We start from the raw sequence: 17,609 nt of genomic DNA on the forward strand, positions 1-17,609 counted from the left end.
GGATCGTACGATATGCCGCGTTGCCCGCCGCTGGCGGCGATACCGGTTACGCGTCCTGCTCGACCTCGGCCGGTTCGGTGTTGTCCGCCGCGGGGAGCGATTCCTGTTCGCCGCCGGGCAAGGCCGGGGTCTCGGCGCGACCCGTTTCCACACCGGGAAGCAGTCGGGGGAGCAGGGCGGATCCCGCGGTGGCACCCGCGGCCGCGGTGGTCGCGACGGACCAGCCGATCGGACCGAGTGGAGTACAGCCGAAGTACGCGCCCAGCCCCGGTGTCATGACGACGATCCCCAGCACCGCACCGCTGGCGGCGGTGGTGAGCCAGACCAGTGGACTGCGGTAGCCGGCGACCAGGGTCTGGCCCAGCTGGGTACCGATCAGCGCGACCAGTCCGATGGTGTCGGCGCGCCGCTGGGTGCCGGTATAGCGTCCGACCAGCCAGGCGGCCGACGCGCCGGTCGCGGTGGCGACACCGCGGACGGCGATCGTCCGGATCAGATCGGAGCCGAGGCTGGCGGGTGGGATCGCGGCGAGCTGACGGGCCCGCTCCTCCACCCAGTCCGGGTCGTCCTGCGTTTCGACACCTTCCTGGCCCCCGGCCAGCGCGAGCGCCAGGGCCGGGAACATATCGGTGAGCAGGTTGACCAGCAGGAACTGGCGGGTGCCCAGCGGTGCCCGGCCGCCGACCGCGGTCCCGAACAGGGTGAACGCGATCTCGCCGGCGTTACCACCGACCAGCACCGCGACCGAATCGGCGACCCGCTGCCACATACTGCGGCCTTCGACCAGCGCGTGCAGCAGGGCCCGCGGGTCGGGCTCGGTGAGCACCAGATCGGCGGCGTTGCGGGCGGCCGCCGAACCGTGCGCGGCGATACCGATCCCGATATCGGCGGTGCGAATCGCGGCGGCGTCGTTGCTGCCGTCACCGGTCATACCCACGACATGGCCGCTGCGGCGCAGCGCCGTGACGATCCCGACCTTCTGCTCCGGGTCGATCCGGGCGAATACGGTGCTGCGTTCGATCAGCTCCCGCCGCTCGGTGTCGTCGAGTTCGTCGAGGTCCGCGCCCGTGGTGACCGTGCCCACGGTGATCCCGAGCTGCCGGGCGACCGCGGCCGCGGTGACCGGGTGGTCGCCGGTGATCATGCGGACACCGACCCCGTTGTCCTGTAGCGCGCGCACGAGATACGGGGTCTGTGGACGCGGGGTATCGGCGATCCCCAGGAAGCCGAGCAGCGTGAGTTCCTCGACGGCGTTCTCCATATCCTGCGGATGTTCCGGCAGGTCGCGGCGGGCCACCACGAGAACCCGCAGCCCCTGCTCGGCGAGGTCGTGCACCTTGGCGTCGGCGCGTTCACGCAGCTCGTCGGACAGGGCCGGATCCGGTTTCGTACCGGTACGCACCCGCGTGCAGCGCGGCAGGACGACCTCCGGTGCGCCCTTGACCATGAGCCGCAGTTTGTGCGCGGTCTGACCGAATGCTGCGGCGTATCCGCGGTTGGATTCGAACGGGATCTCGTCGAGGGGGTCCCAGCGATGTGCGTCGGATCCGAGCGTTTCGGCGGCGGCGTCGAGGACGGCACGGTCGGTGGCGTGCAGCACCGGCCCGTCGTCGGGTTCGGGGCAGGCCCGGGCGGCGGCCCGCAACAACCGTTGCGCCGTGGCGGATTCGCTGTCGGGCCGCCATTGCTCGTCGAGGTCGGCGAGTGCGGTGAGCCGCAACCGGCCCTCGGTGAGCGTGCCGGTTTTGTCGAAACACAATTCGTCGACCCGGCCCAGTGCCTCCACCGCGCGGTTGGAGCGGACCAGGACTCCGTAGCGGGACAATCGCCGCGCCGCCGCCAGCTGCGCCACCGTCGCCACCAGCGGCAACCCTTCGGGCACCGCGGCTACCGCCACCCCGACACCGTCGGCGATCGCCGCGCGCAGGGTGCGCCCGCGCAGGCCGCCGAGCGCGGTCACGATCGCGCCGCCGGTCAGCGTCAGCGGCAGCGCCCGATCGGTGAGTGAGCGCAACTGTGCCTGCACACCACCCTTGTCCGGGGGGACCGCACCCGCGGTCGCGCGACCGGCCTGGGTGTCGGCGCCCACCGCGACGACCACCGCCACTGCGGAGCCGCTGACCACGGTGGTGCCTTCGAACACGAGGCAGGCGCGGTCGCCGACAGCGGCGCCGGGAGTGGCATCGACCCCCTTGGGGACCGTCACCGATTCACCGGTCAGCCCGGATTCGTCCATCTCCAGGTCGTCGGTGCGCAGCAGCCGCGCATCGGCGGGAACCACCTCGCCCGCGCGGACGACGAAGACGTCCCCGACCTCGAGGCAGTCGGCGGGGACCTCGGTGCCCGCCGGTTCCGCGGCGCCGATTTCGGCCCGGTCGATCACCCGGCCGGTCAACCGCTCACCTTCGAGCAGTTCCTGCAGTTCGTTCTCCGCGGCCTGCCGCTGACGGGCGGAGATCATGGCGTTCACGGTGAGCACCGAGGACAGCAGCACGGCGTCGGAGGGTGCGCCGAGAATCGCGGTCGCCACCGCGCCCACGCCGAGCACCGGAGTCAGCGGGTCGGCCAGCTCGCGCCGCATATGGCCGAGATAGCCGGTGACCGGCGCGAGCGCGTTCGTAATCGCGCCGCGTCCGGCGGGTTCGTCGGTCTGCCGTTCCCCCGGGCTCGCGGGTTCCGGCAACCGGGACAGCACCTCGTCGGGTTCCAGGGCATGCCAGGGCAACAATGGTGCGGGCGCGCCTGCGACCTCCGGCCGGGCGGCCCGCAGACCGGTGACCGCGCCGTTGAACAGCCCCGCGAAGTTCGCCGCGATCATCGGTGCGGTCCGGGACCGGGCGGCCGGTGCGGCGGCCAGGATCAGCCCCGTGAGGCTGCAGGCCGACAATGCCAGAGTGCGACCGCGTTCGCTGACCTGCCGCGCGGGCCCGACCGCCGCCAGCGTGCGCCGCACCTGCTCCAGATTGCGGCACAGCAGATCCGCCGACCACGGCACATGGATACCGCCACCTTCACACCCGATGAGACCGATCGCGACATCGGCGTGATCGAGCGCCTTGTGCGCCCGGGTGCTCAGCACCGCCACCGCATGACCGTCCTGCTGCAGGCGTTCCACATGCGCGCTCAGCGATCCCCGGGCGGCGACGAATTCATCCGCGAGTCCACGTAATTCGGCGGCATCGCGGTGACCGGCGAGCACGATGCGCAAACCCGCGCGCCGGGCGGCGTTGAGCACACCGTGCGCGCGCGGATCCAGTTCGCGGCCGACCAGTACCCGCCCGACGACCCGGTCGCCGTCGCGCAGTTCCCGTTCCACCGGGCGGCTGGTGGTGCCGCGATCGCGGGTTCCGGAATGCGGGTGCACCAGCCGCAGCGGATGGCCGTCGGCGCCGGTGTTGTCCTGTGGCTCCCACAGCAACCGTTGCGCCGTACTCCAGACCCGCGCGTCCGGCCACTCCGCATCGGCACTTTCGGCCTCGAGCACCACCCGCCGGGTGGTGGCCAGCGATTCGGCGTCGACCACCACCGCCGTCAGCCTGTCGAAGCGCCGCCACGCGGCCGGGTGCAGCGTCAGGACCCCGGCGGCGGACAGGGTGGTGGATATGGTCGCCGAGTAGACCTCGCGCCCGGCCCGCGCCGCTTTCGGCGCGCCGAGGATGAGGGCGTCGGCGATATCGCCCGCCCGGCCGAGTCCGGCGAGGGTGGTGGCACCGGCGAGCGCCGCGGCGGAGGTTTCGTCGGCGACCCGCTCCACCGGCCCGCGCGGCATATCGGCCGGCCGGGTGAAACGCGGTAGCGGTTTATCGACCCGGAAATGTTCGGCGTCGACGATATCGGCCTCCCATTCGCGCCACTGCGCGTGCCGGGCCACGGCTTCGGTGAGGGCGAAACCACGCTGGACGGTGTCGGCCACCAGGTTGGTGACGCCGCCGGCGGCGCCCTCGCCGAGCGCCGACCCCGCGGCATTGGCCACCGCTAGCAAGAGGTCGGTGCGGGTACTGCCGAGCCGCTCCTCGAGGTGCCGGCGCAGCCGGGGCTGGGCGTCGGTGAACGCCGCCACCGAGCGCACCCCGCGCATGACCCCGCGCAGCGGCGGTACGGTGCCGGCGGCGGAGATCGCGATCGCGCAGATATCGCCGGCCACCTCGATCGCGGCCGCGATCACCGGTTCCCGGTCGGCCGGGAACTCCACGGCGCGGCTCCAGCCGGCGTCGGCGACCTCGGATTCGCGTTCGACCTCCTCGATCTCCGCGAGCAACCGGTCGAGGTCGGCTCCGCTGGACAGCGCCGTCACGATCCGCCCGGTCACCGCATTGACCCGCCACCACTGCACCCCGCGTAACCGCCCCAGATGCTGTTCCAATGCCCCGGTGACCGCGGACCGGTGGCTGTCGTCCAACCCCTGGACCTCGATGGTCGCCCTATCGTCGGAGAACGCGACCCGGCGTTGTGCGCGCCGGTCCCGCGGGTCGAGCAGTGCGGTCAGATCGTCGCGTAGCCCGCTGTTCTGGCCGGGTAGCAGGGGCGCGATCCCGGACGCCACCGTTGTGGCCATCTTTTCCGCGGTCCGCACCGGGGTTTCCACCACCTGCAACCCGGTGTCGACTGCCCGCTGGGCCCCCGAACGCATCGCCCCGGTCACCGTGGCGACAGGTGTGGTGATCAACCGGGGAGACAGGAGAGAGCGCACAGTGGGGGACATACCGGGGCGCTACCCGGCAGACGCCGCCGCAAACGCGCCGGACGGGCACGCCGGGGTGTCGTAGGGCGTCGATAGTCTCGCCGCATGTCTTCGGCATGGTTGCGCGCGAACGCGGTGTCCTGGTCCCTGCCCCGCACTCCCGGTACGCTCGCCGGCGCCCTGGCCGATATGGAGTTCGTCCAGGCAGATCCGATCCGGGCACCGGCGCGGGCCCAGGATCTGATCCTGCGTCAGCGTGTCCGCGGTTACCGGGCCGGGGATCTCGACCGCCGCTATCGCGAACTCGGCATCGACGAAGATTTCGTGTACGCCTACGGCTACACCGTGCCGCGGCTGCGCCCGATCCTGCACCCTCGGCGCCATCCGCGGGCAACGAACGGCGCCTACCCGCACGACACCCATTCGGCCGAGGTCCTGGAATTCGTCCGGGAACGCGGGGTGGTGCACCCGCGCGAACTACAGGAGCATTTCGGTCATCGCGGGGTGGTGAACGCCTGGGGCGGCACCTCCTCGGCGACCACCGTGCTGCTCGAGGAGTTACACCGCTACGGGCTGCTGCGGGTGGCCGACCGGGTCTCCGGTATCCGGCGTTACGAGGCGGCCACGGCCTCCGGGGAACCGGAATGGGAACCGGCGGCGCGGCGCCGGGCGCTGGCGCTGCGTATCGCCCGCACCCTCGCCCCGGCCGCGGAATCGACGCTCACCGCGACGGTCAACCGGGCGGTACGCCCGATCGGTGACGCCACCGGTTCGGCCACGATCCGGGAACTCCGCACCACCGGCGAACTCGCCGCCCGCATCGTCGACGGCGTGCGCTACCTGTGGCCGGCCGATCTGGTTCCCACCGACCGCCCGGCGCCGGCCCGGGTGCGTTTCCTGGCTCCGTTCGACCCGCTGGTGTGGGACCGGAAACGGTTCGGTGCGATCTGGGGCTGGGATTACCGGTTCGAGGCCTACACACCCGTCGCGAAGCGGGTCCGCGGCTATTACGCCATGCCGATGCTGTGGCGCGACCGGGTGATCGGCTGGGCCACCTGCGCGGGCGCCGGCAGCGAAGTCGACGTGGGGTATGTCGACCGTGCACCCGCGAGCAAGGCGTTCGCGACCGCCCTCGACGCGGAGATATCCCGGCTACGAGACTTTCTCGGTTTGCGGTGACCGGTCCCGGGTAGATCGCCCACCGGACCAACCGGCGAGCCGGCGCGGCCGCTCGACCGCACCGTGTTCGAGCCGGAACCAGCGTAGGAGGCCGTCGGTCGAGGGAGCGGATATGAAGGCTGTGACGTGGCAGGGCAAACGCGATGTGCAGGTATCCGATGTGGCCGATCCGCGGATCCAGGAACCTGGTGATGCCGTCGTCCGGGTGACCTCCACCGCGATCTGCGGATCGGATCTGCACCTGTACGAACTACTCGGCCCGTTCATGTCCGCGGGCGATGTGCTCGGGCACGAGGCGATCGGGGTGGTCGAGGAAGTCGGTTCCGGGATCACGAACCTCTCGAAAGGCGACCGCGTGGTGGTGCCGTTCCAGATCAGCTGCGGTGGTTGCGTGATGTGCCGGCAGGGGCTGATGACCCAGTGCGAGACCACGCAGGTGCGGGATCAGGGCTGTGGTGCGGCGCTGTTCGGTTACTCCAAGCTCTACGGTCAGGTGCCGGGCGGTCAGGCCGAATACCTGCGGGTGCCGCATGCCGATTTCACCCATATCCGGGTGCCCGACGGTCCCGCCGACACCCGGTACCTTTTCCTGTCGGATGTACTGCCGACCGCGTGGCAGGCCGTCGAATACGCCGCCGTGCCGGACGGCGGATCGGTGACCGTCCTCGGGCTCGGCCCGATCGGCGAGATGGCGGCGCGGATCGCGCACCATCGCGGGTTGCGGGTGATCGGTGTGGACCTGGTGGCCGAACGGCTGGACCGCGCTGCCGCGCACGGTATCGACACCATCGATCTGGGTGCTGTGGGCGGTGGAGTCGCGGACGCGGTACGCGACCGCACCGACGGCCGGGGTAGCGATGCGGTGATCGAGGCGGTCGGTATGGAGGCGCACGGGTCGCCGGTGGCGGCCGTGGCGCAGCGGGTCGTCTCGTACCTGCCCGACATGGTGGCCGCGCCGGCGATGAATGCCGCGGGGCTGGACCGGCTCGCCGCGTTGCATACCGCGATCGATATCGTCCGGCGCGGCGGCACGATCTCGATTATCGGCGTGTACGGCGGGATGGCCGATCCGATGCCGATGCGGGTGCTGTTCGACAAACAGATCCAGTTGCGTATGGGCCAGGCCAATGTGAAGCGCTGGTCGGACGATATTCTGCCGCTGCTCGACGACAGCGACCCGCTGGGCGTGGAAACCTTTGCGACCCACCACCTGCCATTGTCTGCGGCGCCCGAGGCGTACCGCATGTTCCAGGCCAAGGACGACGGCGCGATCAAGATCGTGCTGGATCCCGCCGCCTGAGAAGGCTCGGCAACACCGGGGAATTTGCGACTCAGGGTGAAAATGTCTCAGTTCGGGTTGAACTCCGGGACGAAGTGCGGAATACCTAGTAGCGGAGTGGCGATGTCGCGGTAGCGCGCGGCACGGAATCGAAGGAGACACCTGTGCGCACATTCACCGGCAAGGACGAAGTTCTCGCGGCCGTGGGAGAGACTCTCGGCACCAGCGACTGGGTGGAGGTCACCCAGCAGATGGTCGACCAGTTCGCCGAGGCGACCGGAGATCACCAGTGGATCCATGTCGACCCGGAACGGGCGAAGCGGGAGAGCCCCTTCGGCGGGCCCATCGCCCACGGCTATCTGACCCTGTCGATGCTGCCGCTGCTCGGTTCGCAGATCTTCGCGTTCGAGAACGCGAAACTGGGAATCAATTACGGCTCCAACAAGGTCCGGTTCCCGAGCCCGGTGCCGGTGGGCGCGAAAGTCCGCTCCACCGCCGTCCTGGCGCACGCGACCGAGGTGTCCGGTGGTGCGCTGCAACTGGTCGTCCAGCACACCGTCGAAACCGAGGGCGGTAGCAAACCCGCGCTGATCGCGGAGGCGGTGAGCCGCGTCGTGTTCTGATCTCCGGTGGTCCGGCGCCGGTCAGCGATCGGCGTCGGTGAACCGGATGATTCCGCGGATATTGCGGCCTTCGAGCATATCGGTGACCCCCTCGTTGATCTGCTCGAGCGAGTATTCGCGGGTGATCATATCGCCGAGCCCGAGATCGCCCAGTTTGTACAGCGCCAGCACCTCCGGGATCAGCAGTTGTGGGTTCCCGCCGCCGAACAGGGTGCCGCACAGGCTCTTCTGCTGGAAGGTCAGGGCCGAGAGGTTCATCCGGGGATTGGTTTCGGCGGCGTCGCCGGTGGCGGCGAGCACGCAGGTACCGGCCTTGGCGGTGATCCGCATCCATTTGGCCAGATCGTGGCCGTCGCACCGGCCGACCGCCACGATCACTGTCCGGCACATCTGCCCGCCGGTGATCTCCTCGATCGCGCCGATCGCGCTATCGATATCGGAGTAGGTGTGGGTGGCGCCGAACTTTGCGGCCTGCGTGCATTTGGCCTCGACCGGATCCACCGCGAAGATCCGCCGCGCCCCGGAGATCACGGCGGCCTGCACCGCGGCTGTACCCACCGCGCCGGCGCCGATCACCGCGATATCCTCGCCGGGCCGCACCGTGGCGGTGTTGACCACGGCGCCGTATCCGGTGGTGACGCTGCAACTGGCGAGGCAGGCGATATCGAACGGGATGGTGGGGTCGATCTTGACCACCGAACTCTTGTGCACCACCGCGTAGGGGGCGAAGGCCCCGATCAGGGAGGTGGGGTGCACATCGTGGCCGCGGGCGCGGATGCGGAAGGTGCCGTCGGATACGGCGCCCCGGGTGAGCAGTTCTTGTCCACGGTCGCACAGGTTGTGATGGCCCGATAGGCAGGACTGGCACAGCCCGCAGGCCGGGATGAACGAGAAGACCACATGATCGCCCACGGCCAGCTGGTCGACTCCGGCGCCCACTTCGACGATCACCCCGGCGCCCTCGTGCCCGCCGAGGATCGGGAATTCGGCGGTGGGGACGTCACCGCTGGCCAGCCGCTGATCGAACTGGCACAGGCCCGCCGTTTCGACCCGGACCTTCACCTCACCCTGCTGGGGATCGCCGATCTCGATCTCCTCGACCGACCACGGCTGCGCGTAATCCCAGATCAAAGCACCCTTGGATTTCATCGGCTTCCCTAACTGTCGTGACGGTCGTGCCCGCGGTCCACGGCAGTACCCAGATTGCCTGATAATGCCGTTCTCGGAAAGTGTTATACCGAATTTTCCTACCGGTTTTCCGCACGACCCCCACGAGAACCCGCCGCGGTGCCCGGTGACTGCGCCGCGGCGGGGTCTGCTCAGTACTGCGCCGAACCGAGATCCACCGAGATACTGCCGGCCGTGACGAACCGGGATTCCTCGCTCGCCAGCCAGCACACCGCGTCCGCGATATCCTCCGGCATCGCGATCCCCTCCGGCAGCAGCGGAGTATTCATCCCGGTCAGCTGTCCGTTCGTTTCGGCGGCCCGGGTGAGGGCGCCGACCATATCGCCCGAACCCATCGGCGTAGCCACCGGTCCGGGCGCGACGCTGTTCACCCGGATCGAATGCTTCCCGAGTTCGGCGGCGAATGCCCGCGCCATCCCGGTGACGGCATGCTTACTGGAGGTGTAGTGGACCATGAACGGCTGCATGGCCACCCCGGACGCCGAACTGATGAGGATGATCGACCCGCCGCGCCCGCCGTCGATGATGTGCTGCGCGCCGGCCATCACCGTATTCCAGGTTCCCGTGACATTGGTGTCGATCACCGCCTGGAACGATTCCGGGGTGATGGTGTCCCAGGGCTCCGGCGGACAGATCCCGGCGTTGGCCACGATCACATCGAGGCGGCCGAACCGCGCGACCCCCTCGTCCACAACGGTGCGCAACGCCGCGAGGTCACGGGTATCAGCGACGGCGGCAAAAATCTTGCCGCCGGCACCCTCGACCAGACGCACGGTCTCGTCGAGATCGTCCGGGGTCGCCGAATCGTAGGGCACCGCGGGCGGCAAGGGAGCGCACAGGTCGACCGCGATGATATCGGCGCCCTCCGCCGCCAGTCGCTGCGCGTGCGCGCGGCCCTGGCCACGCGCCGCCCCGGTGACGAAAGCTACTTTGCCGGATAGTCGACCGCTCACTTGCTCTACTCCTGTCGTAACGGGAAACGTCCGACCATTGTGGGCCGACAGGCGTTCCCTGCGCACAGGCCGGGGGTCGACAGCTGCCCGCGGTGGCACCGCAGGCAGCCCCCACACCTCGGAGTATTTACTCCGACAACGCTTTCAGAGCGATCTCGGCCAACTCAGGCCGGCAGATGAGCAGATCGGGCAGGTATGGATCCGGCCGGTTGTAGCGCAGCGGGGACCCGTCGAGCCGGGACACATGAAGCCCGGCCGCCAGCGCGACGGCGACCGGTGCGCACGAATCCCATTCGTACTGCCCGCCCGAATGGGCGTAGATATCGGCCTCACCGCGCACCACCGCCATCGCCTTGGCGCCGGCCGATCCCATCGGCACCTCGGTGGCCGACAACCGGGCCACGAGTTGGCGGACCTCGAAGGAGGGGCGGCTGCGCGATAGTGCGACCCGGATGGTGCCCGGAGGCGGCGGCGGAGCGAGCTCCGGCGGCCGGCCGGTGTGCAGGACCACGCCCGCGGCCGGGAGCGCGACGGCGCCGGCCACGGGTTCGCCGTCCACCGCCAGCGCCACGTGCACCGCCCAGTCCGGCCGTCCCGGTTCCCCGAATTCCCGGGTGCCGTCGAGGGGATCGACGATCCATACCCGGGAACGGTCGATGCGGGCCGCATCGTCGGGGGACTCTTCGGACAGCACGGCATCCGCCGGTCGCAGTTCGGCCAATCGGTCGAGCAGCAGACGGTTGGCCCGCAGGTCACCGGCCCGCCCGCCGAGTTCGCGGATCGACAGGAGCAGTTCGCCGGCGTCTTCGGCCAAGGTCGCGGCGAGGGTGTGATCGTCCATGGGGATCCTTCCTGGCGGGCGTTGCCGTCCGGATCCATATAACACGCCTGCGTCCGGCGGCTCGTCGTGCGGTTGCCGTAACGGCCGGCGGCGAGGCGGCCCGTGTCCGGCCGGGGCCGGCGGCCGGTACGGGCGCGACAGGCCTGGCTCAGAAGGCCATGAACAGGATCTGATCCCGGGTGTAGTCGTGGCCGGGGTGGTTCTCGGCCAGGTGTTTGCGCACGTTGTCGACGAGTTCGTCCTCGTTCGCGCCGGTCAGGTGTTCACCGCAGGGGCAGTTCAGCTGGGTCTTCATCCGGCCGTCCTTTCGTCATGGGGAGATAACGCCGCTCAGCGTAATAGCCGGGGCGCCGCGATGACGACCGATCAGACCCGCTGCACCGGCATTCGCTTGATGCCGTGGATGAAATCGCTGTGCACATACTCCGGTTTGCCGAGTACCACCTCGGGGACCCGGGTCAGCAGCTCGTGGAACAGCAGCCGCAACTGCATCCGGGCCAGCCAGGCGCCGAGGCAGAAATGGGCGCCGCCGCCCCCGAACCCGGAGTGCGTGTTCCGGGTGCGGGTGATATCGAAGATATGCGGATCGTCGAGCGCGGACTCGTCGCGGTTGGCCGAACAGTAGAACAGCACGAGCTTCTCCCCGGCCCGGATCCGGGTGCCGGCGACTTCGGTATCGGCCACCGCGTGACGCGCGAAATGCAGCACCGGTGTCGACCAGCGGATGAATTCCTCCACCGCGCCACCGATTCGCGCGTCGAAATCCTCCAGCAGCCATTCCCGCTGCGCGGGCCGGTCCACCAGCGCCTCGAAAGCATGGGAGGTGGCCTGTTTGGTGGTGTCGTTCCCGGCCGAGGCCAGCAGCACCATGAACGCCCCGATCTCCTCGTCGGTGAGCCGATGGCCGTCGACCTCGGCGGCGACGATGGCGGACATGAGATCGTCGCGGGGCGCCGCGCGCCGCAACCCGGCCAGATCGGTGCCGGCGCGGTGCAGAATCCCGAACTGCGCCATGAAGAATTCCGCGCGTTCCTCCAGGGCGGCGTATTCCTCGTCGCTGGAGCCGAACATGGCCTCGGCGGCGTGGGCGACCGCATCACGTCCGGCCGGATCGATACCGATCATGTCCGAAATCGTGCGCATGGGAAGTTTGCGCGACACGCTGTCGACGAAATCGACCGGCGCACCCGAGGACAGGTCCGCGAGGAATTCGCCGACGATCTCGGCAGCGTTGGCCCGGATCTGCGTTTCGATACGCCGCACCTGTTTCGGAGTGAACGCCGAACTGATCAGGCGCCGGTAGCGAGTGTGCTGCGGGGGATCCATGGTGAGGAAGAACGTGGTGGGCCGCTGCAGCTCGATCGGCATCGGGTCCATGCTGATACCCAGGGCCGACGTGAACAGCTCGGGATGCCGGCTGACGAAGGCGATATCGTCGTGCCTGGTCACAGCCCAATACCCGGGCTCGGAGTGCGGGAACACCGCGGGCGGCGGTGCGTGCCAGCTGAGTCCGGGCTCGGCACGCAACTGCGCGAACACCTCGTCGCGGGCGCGGAAATCCCGGGCCCAGAACGCGGGCTGGGAAATATCGAGCCGGTGGTAGCGGCGCGAGGTGGCGGGCGCGCTGTCGAGAGGGCTCATGAGCGACTCCGAGCTCGGTGATCCATGGTGCGCGCGGCACAGGCTGAGTGCGCGCGAGTCGTAGAAATACTCTAGAGCGCCACTCCTTCCCGGGCGGCGGCTTCCGGCGAATCCAGATGCGCCCGGCGCACCCGTTGCAGGAAATCGTCCAGGGGCGCGTCGTCCGGTGCCTGCGGCAAGACGGTGACGGCGGTATCGAAACGGTGCTCGTAGTCGGCGACCACCCGGCGAACGGCCTCGGCGCCGGGGTCCGTCGCGATCGAGGCACCCAGTGCGTGGTATCGCACGGGGTCGGGAACACGGATCGGCAGGCGTCCGGTGGTGTAGAGCTCGTAGCCCTGCCACAGCAGGCGCAGGGTGTGCCGGGCGTGTTTGGCCCGGCGGGCGGCCGCCGCCTGCGGCCGGGGGCCGATCAGTCGCCGGAACTGGCTGGTGGCGTAACCGAAGAACGCCTCGCGCACCCGGTCCGCGGACAGGAAGCAGGTCCGCAGCCCGACCAGTTCCCGGCCGAAGGCGGATTGCGCGGTGTAGTCGTCGAGCCAGAGGATTTCGGTCGCGGTGGGGTTGCACGAGAGCATGAGCCGCATGGCCTTGCCGATCTCGTGATAGGTCGCATCGGCACCGTCCCGGCCCTGCCGGGTCTGCCGGGTGGGTGGATACAGGCCCAGCAGGTTCCGGGTCGGCTCCACATAGATTCCGGCGTAGTCGATATCGCTGGCGGGTCCGGCCAGACCGTAGGCCGTCGAACCCACCACCCCTTCGAGCAGCAGATCATCCGTCTGGTTCATCCGCGATCTCCCTCGTCTTCCTCCCGATCGCCGTCCCCGGCGCATGAGCGCGCTTGTTGCCGGCGCCTGTCCCGAGATGATCATGAATGACCGGACACCGTGTGACCAACGGTTTTTCGGCAGCTACCTGCGCAGACGAGTGCCACGGAAATATTTTTCGAATGTTTTCTCCGGCCGGCGATGAATTCGCGGCGGTGCTTCCGTCACCACTGTCGAGCCCTACCTGTCGACGTCGCACCACCCCACAACCGGATAGAGAGAAACCGATGCCAGATTCGTCGTTCAGCTCGCCGGAGCCCGGCCGGAGCCCGGCCGGAGCCGATACCTCCCGGGCCGGTATCGCCCGCGTCTACGATGCCAGCCTCGGCGGCAAGGACAATTTCGAGGCCGACCGCCAGGCGCTCGACGCGGTTCTGGAGATCGCTCCCGGTATGTGCGCGGTCTCGCGCCGGAACCGGGCCTGGCTGCGCCGGGTGCTGCGGTACCTGGCCGGGGTCGTCGGTGTGGAGCAATTCCTGGATGCCGGTGCCGGATTGCCCACCGCGAGCAACACCCACGACATCGCCCAGCTGGTGAACCCCTGGGCGCGGGTCGTCTACCTGGACAATGATCCGATGGTCAGCGCGCACGGCCGGGTGCTGCTGGAAACCAACGAGGACACCATCTACCTCCACGGTGACCTCACCGATCCCGGTGTGCTCGGGGCGGATTCGGCGGTCTGGCGGTATCTGGACCAGGACCGGCCGGTTGCGGTGATCCTGGGCTCCGTACTGCACCACCTGCCCGATTCCGCGGACCCCGCGGGCATCGTGGCCCGGGTGGTGGATGCGCTGACCCCGGGGTCGTTTGTGGCGATCACGCATTTCTGGGATCCGGGCGAGGATTCCCCGGACCACGAGCTCGCGCGGGAGGTGGAGCGCCGTTTCGTGGAGAAGGGGCTGGGTTCGGGCTGGTTCCGCACGCGCGCGGAGATCGAATCCTATTTCGCGGGGCTGGAATTGATCGATCCGGGCGTGGTTCCGCTCGACGAGTGGTGGCCGTCGGGGCCGGTGCATCCGCCGGAGACCGCTGAGGAGCGCCTGATCCTGGGGGGAGTAGGCCGTAAGAGTGGGCTTGTCGCGGTGCAGTAGATGCTCGGCGCCACCCCGCGGGTGAAAACGGGGTTCTCTCAATCAGAGAATTGACTTATACTTCCGCTGGACCGGCTGTCCGGCGGAAGGCGACGCAGCGCGACCCCGGACGGCGCAGCACCGCCGGAACTGGATAGATGCCGTGAGCTCGTCGAACCAACCGTGGACAGTGGCCGAGGCGCCCGATCAGTCGGGCCGTACCGCAATGGTGACCGGATCGAATACCGGTATCGGCCTGGAGGTGGCGCGCGGGCTGGCCCGCCGGGGCGCACGGGTGATTCTCGCCTGCCGCAACGACACCGCGGCCGCGCAGGCCAAGCGGGATATCGAGGATTCGGTTCCGGGAGCCGATATCCGCACGACCCAGGTCGATATCGGCAATCTCGCCTCCATCGCCGACTGCGCGCGCCGCCTGCACGCCGAACTGCCCCGGCTCGACCTGCTGATCAACAACGCCGGTGTGGTCACCGGTACCCGGACGTTGACCGTCGACGGATTCGAAAGCGATTTCGGGATCAACTTTCTCGGCCATTTCGCGCTCACGGCGCAACTGATCGTTCTGCTCACCGCCGCGCCCGCCGGGCGGGTGGTCAGCGTCGGCAGCCTGAGTCACGGTCGCCGCAATGCCGAACTGGATTTCGACGATCTGCAGTCCGAGCACAGTTTCGGCCGTCTCATCACCTATTCGCGGTCGAAAATGGCCGCCACGACGTTCATGGTGGAACTACAGCGTCGGCTCGCGGCCGCCGGTGCGCCGGCCCTGTCGGTCGGCGCCCATCCCGGCGGCGTGCGGTCCACCATCCTGCGGGAACAGAGCCTCGTTGCCCGCATCGCCTACAGCGGTGTGGTGATGACCCTGGCACGCCTGTTCACCCAGACTCCGGAACAGGGCGCCCAGCCGATCCTGCGGGCCGCGCTCGACTCCGCGGTCCAGGGCGCCGGCTTCTTCGGCCCGGCACACCGCTGGGGGCTGGTCGGGCCACCGATCGCCGTACCCGCCGCGCCGTCGGCCCACGACCCCGAAACCGGCCGGCGGCTGTGGGCGGTGGCCGAAGAACTGACCGGCGTGGAATTCAGCCTGGGCGCAACGGTTCCGGCGACGCCGGACGTTACCCCGCCCGGCCCGTCCATCGGATCGTCCACGAGTGAAGCGGCAGGCGACGGCGCGGGGCTGGATCGGGGCCGATAGCCGCGGACGGTCCGGCCGTCCGCGGCGGGTTCACCGATTCACTTGGGGGCGAACCGCATACCGGCGTCCAGGCGCAGGCACTGGCCGTTGAGCATGGGGTTGTCGACGATGGAGCAGGCCAGCTTCGCGTATTCCTCCGGCCGGCCCATCCGCTTCGGGAAGGCGTTGCCTGCGACGAGCGGTTTCACCATTTCTTCCGTCGCACCGGCCAGGATGCCGGTATCGAACAGGGACGGCGCGATGGCCAGCACCCGGACCCCGACCGACCCCAGATCGCGGGCCATGGTCAGCGCCATTCCGGCGATACCGGCCTTGGCGGCCGTGTAGGCGACCTGCCCGATCTGGCCCTCGAACGCCGCGATGGAGGCGGTGTTGACGATGACGCCGCGTTCGCCGTCGGCGTTCGGTTCGCCCTGGCTCATATGCCAGGCCTGCAAACGGTTGAGGTTGAAGGTGGAGACCAGGTTCAGGTTGATGATCTGCTGAAACGATTCCAGATCGTGCGGCCCGGTCTTGGACAGGGTGCGCTTGGCGATACCGCCACCGGCGGTATTGACCGCGATATCGAGCCCGCCCAGCTGTTCCACCGCTTCGGCGAGTACCGATTCGACACCGGCGTGGTCGGTGACATCGGCTTCGAAGAAGGAACCACCGAGGTCGGCCGCGACCTTGCTGCCCTCACCGGCGGTGCGGTCGACGACGACCACCTTCGCGCCGCGGGCGGCGAGCAGTTCGGCGCTGGCCCGCCCCATTCCGGAGGCGCCTCCGACGACGACTGCACGTGCTCCCTGAATCTCCATATTTTCTGTCCTTCTCGGTGTTCGGCACTGGCCATCGATCGCCGATGGGGCCCGGTTACGTTATATCCGTCCGGGGAGCCTGCACCCAAGTATTTCGTAGAAGTATCGGTGAAAGCGCTGATCAACCGCTCAGCCGACAGGTGCGGGGTCGCGCGGATATCTGGCCGCGGCGCGAGTCCGGTCGCCGTAGTGGAAACAGGTCACCAGATCGTCGGCGACCTGGATCAGCAGATCCCGCCCCTCCACCGCACCCACCCATTCCCTCGGCAGCGCGGACAGTCCGTGCCCGGCACCGATGAGATTGCCGGCCACGGCGCCGGTGGAATCGGAATCACCGGAATGATTCACCGCCGCCAGCAGCGCACCTCGCACATCCCCGGTGTCCTGCGCGGACACGGCGCAATAGACGGCCACCGCAAGGCATTCCTCGGCGATCCAGCCTTCTCCGGCCTGTGCCACGCCCTGCGCGGAGCCCGGATCCGAATCGGCCAGCGATACCGCCAGTTCGAGCGCGTCGATCGTTTCCTGCCCGCCGGTGCTCGTGCGCAGCCGCGCCACAACCTCCTGCACCGCGGTGCGCAGCTCCACTCCCCGGATCGAGTGGTCGACGAGCGCGGCGAACGCGCCGGCGGCCAGATAGCCGGTGGGGTGGCCGTGAGTCAGCTGGCCGCATCGGGCCGCGAGGTCGAAGGCGGCGGCCGGGCCGGAACCGGTCAACCCGAACGGCGCTGAACGCATCACTGTCCCGCATCCCTTGGAATGCGGGTTCACCGGCCCTTCCGTGCCGAACTGCCGCGGCGGCAGCAGCCCCGCGGATTGCCGCCGCAGCCCGGTCATACAGGCATTGCCGGGCGCCCGGACGGCATAGAGGAAAGGTTGCGCTGCCAGCCAACCGTCTGGTTCGGGTGCGGGGCCCGCTGACTGCTGAGTGTCCAGCCAGCGTAGATAGGCCCGGTGCAGCGCGGGAACGGCGTCGCTACCGGGCGGGCAGCGCAGCAGGCCCTCGGCGGTGAACAGTGTCATCTGTGTGTCGTCGGTGATCGCCGCCGGGGCCCCCGGTTCGGGTCCGGGCAGGAAGCCGGTGACGCCCGGTTCGCCGTACCGGCGCAGGATTTCGGTCCGGGACAGGAACTCGATCGGCCATCCGAGAGCATCCCCGATGGCGCCCCCCACCATGGTCCCGCGGACTTTGTCGACGAGCATCTCGTAGTCGTGCACGCTCACCGATCCTGCCAGTTCTACGGTTGCGGGCCGATATACTTCAGGAGGACTGTCGCAGCGCAGGGCATGCGCCGGCAGCGCTGCCGAACGGAAACC

14 protein-coding genes are annotated in these 17,609 nt (G+C 69.2%); 5 read left to right on the plus strand and 9 right to left on the minus strand.

From position 1 onward, the window contains the following. Nucleotides 1-46 precede the first annotated feature (46 nt). Nucleotides 47-4,702: a cation-translocating P-type ATPase gene (locus QH196_RS20265; protein WP_280417382.1), complete on the minus strand. Its 4,656-nt coding sequence runs from the start codon at nt 4,700-4,702 to the stop codon at nt 47-49. An 84-nt stretch (nt 4,703-4,786) separates the two neighbouring features. On the opposite strand from QH196_RS20265, the gene QH196_RS20270 reads away from it, so the two are divergent. From QH196_RS20270 to QH196_RS20280, 3 genes are all read left to right on the plus strand, one after another. Continuing rightward, complete coding sequence (locus tag QH196_RS20270) at nt 4,787-5,860, plus strand: DNA glycosylase AlkZ-like family protein (protein WP_280417383.1); 1,074 nt, start codon at nt 4,787-4,789, stop codon at nt 5,858-5,860. 112 nt (nt 5,861-5,972) lie between these two features. Beyond that, nucleotides 5,973-7,160 (plus strand): alcohol dehydrogenase catalytic domain-containing protein, encoded by a 1,188-nt coding sequence (locus QH196_RS20275; protein WP_280417384.1) that lies wholly within the window; start codon nt 5,973-5,975, stop codon nt 7,158-7,160. A gap of 143 nt (nt 7,161-7,303) precedes the next feature. Then, nucleotides 7,304-7,762 carry a MaoC family dehydratase gene (locus tag QH196_RS20280; RefSeq protein WP_280417385.1) on the plus strand — a complete coding sequence of 153 codons (459 nt, stop codon included), beginning with the start codon at nt 7,304-7,306 and terminating at the stop codon, nt 7,760-7,762. 21 nt (nt 7,763-7,783) lie between these two features. Here QH196_RS20280 and QH196_RS20285 read toward each other — a convergent pair whose 3' ends face one another. The 6 genes from QH196_RS20285 to QH196_RS20310 all read right to left on the minus strand — a co-directional run bounded on the left by QH196_RS20285 (nt 7,784) and on the right by QH196_RS20310 (nt 13,173). Continuing rightward, a complete protein-coding gene (locus QH196_RS20285) occupies nt 7,784-8,911 on the minus strand; it encodes an NDMA-dependent alcohol dehydrogenase (RefSeq protein WP_280417386.1) in 1,128 nt (375 codons plus the stop codon). 170 nt (nt 8,912-9,081) lie between these two features. Beyond that, on the minus strand, nt 9,082-9,903 hold the full coding sequence (locus tag QH196_RS20290; protein WP_280417387.1) for a mycofactocin-coupled SDR family oxidoreductase: 822 nt from the start codon (nt 9,901-9,903) through the stop codon (nt 9,082-9,084). A 127-nt stretch (nt 9,904-10,030) separates the two neighbouring features. Next, nucleotides 10,031-10,744 carry a 3'(2'),5'-bisphosphate nucleotidase CysQ gene (locus QH196_RS20295; RefSeq protein ID WP_280417388.1) on the minus strand — a complete coding sequence of 238 codons (714 nt, stop codon included), beginning with the start codon at nt 10,742-10,744 and terminating at the stop codon, nt 10,031-10,033. Between the two features lie 148 nt (nt 10,745-10,892). Further along, entirely contained in the window at nt 10,893-11,039 is a 147-nt protein-coding gene (locus tag QH196_RS20300; RefSeq protein ID WP_063915790.1) for a DUF1059 domain-containing protein, read from the minus strand. Nucleotides 11,040-11,110: 71 nt separating this feature from the next. Then, the gene (locus QH196_RS20305; protein ID WP_280417389.1) at nt 11,111-12,385 is read right to left on the minus strand and encodes a cytochrome P450; all 1,275 of its coding nucleotides are present in this window, start codon (nt 12,383-12,385) and stop codon (nt 11,111-11,113) included. A gap of 71 nt (nt 12,386-12,456) precedes the next feature. Beyond that, the gene (locus QH196_RS20310; protein ID WP_280417390.1) at nt 12,457-13,173 is read right to left on the minus strand and encodes a nucleotidyltransferase domain-containing protein; all 717 of its coding nucleotides are present in this window, start codon (nt 13,171-13,173) and stop codon (nt 12,457-12,459) included. Between the two features lie 266 nt (nt 13,174-13,439). On the opposite strand from QH196_RS20310, the gene QH196_RS20315 reads away from it, so the two are divergent. Then, nucleotides 13,440-14,303: an SAM-dependent methyltransferase gene (locus QH196_RS20315; RefSeq protein WP_280417391.1), complete on the plus strand. Its 864-nt coding sequence runs from the start codon at nt 13,440-13,442 to the stop codon at nt 14,301-14,303. Between the two features lie 142 nt (nt 14,304-14,445). After that, nucleotides 14,446-15,492: an oxidoreductase gene (locus QH196_RS20320; protein WP_280417392.1), complete on the plus strand. Its 1,047-nt coding sequence runs from the start codon at nt 14,446-14,448 to the stop codon at nt 15,490-15,492. Nucleotides 15,493-15,530: 38 nt separating this feature from the next. Here the strand turns inward: QH196_RS20320 and QH196_RS20325 are convergent, their stop codons facing one another. Continuing rightward, a complete protein-coding gene (locus QH196_RS20325; RefSeq protein WP_280417393.1) occupies nt 15,531-16,292 on the minus strand; it encodes an SDR family NAD(P)-dependent oxidoreductase in 762 nt (253 codons plus the stop codon). Nucleotides 16,293-16,421: 129 nt separating this feature from the next. Further along, complete coding sequence (locus tag QH196_RS20330; RefSeq protein ID WP_280417394.1) at nt 16,422-17,516, minus strand: ADP-ribosylglycohydrolase family protein; 1,095 nt, start codon at nt 17,514-17,516, stop codon at nt 16,422-16,424. Nucleotides 17,517-17,609: the final 93 nt, after the last annotated feature.

The organism is Nocardia carnea (assembly GCF_029868325.1).
Lineage (GTDB): Bacteria > Actinomycetota > Actinomycetes > Mycobacteriales > Mycobacteriaceae > Nocardia > Nocardia carnea_C.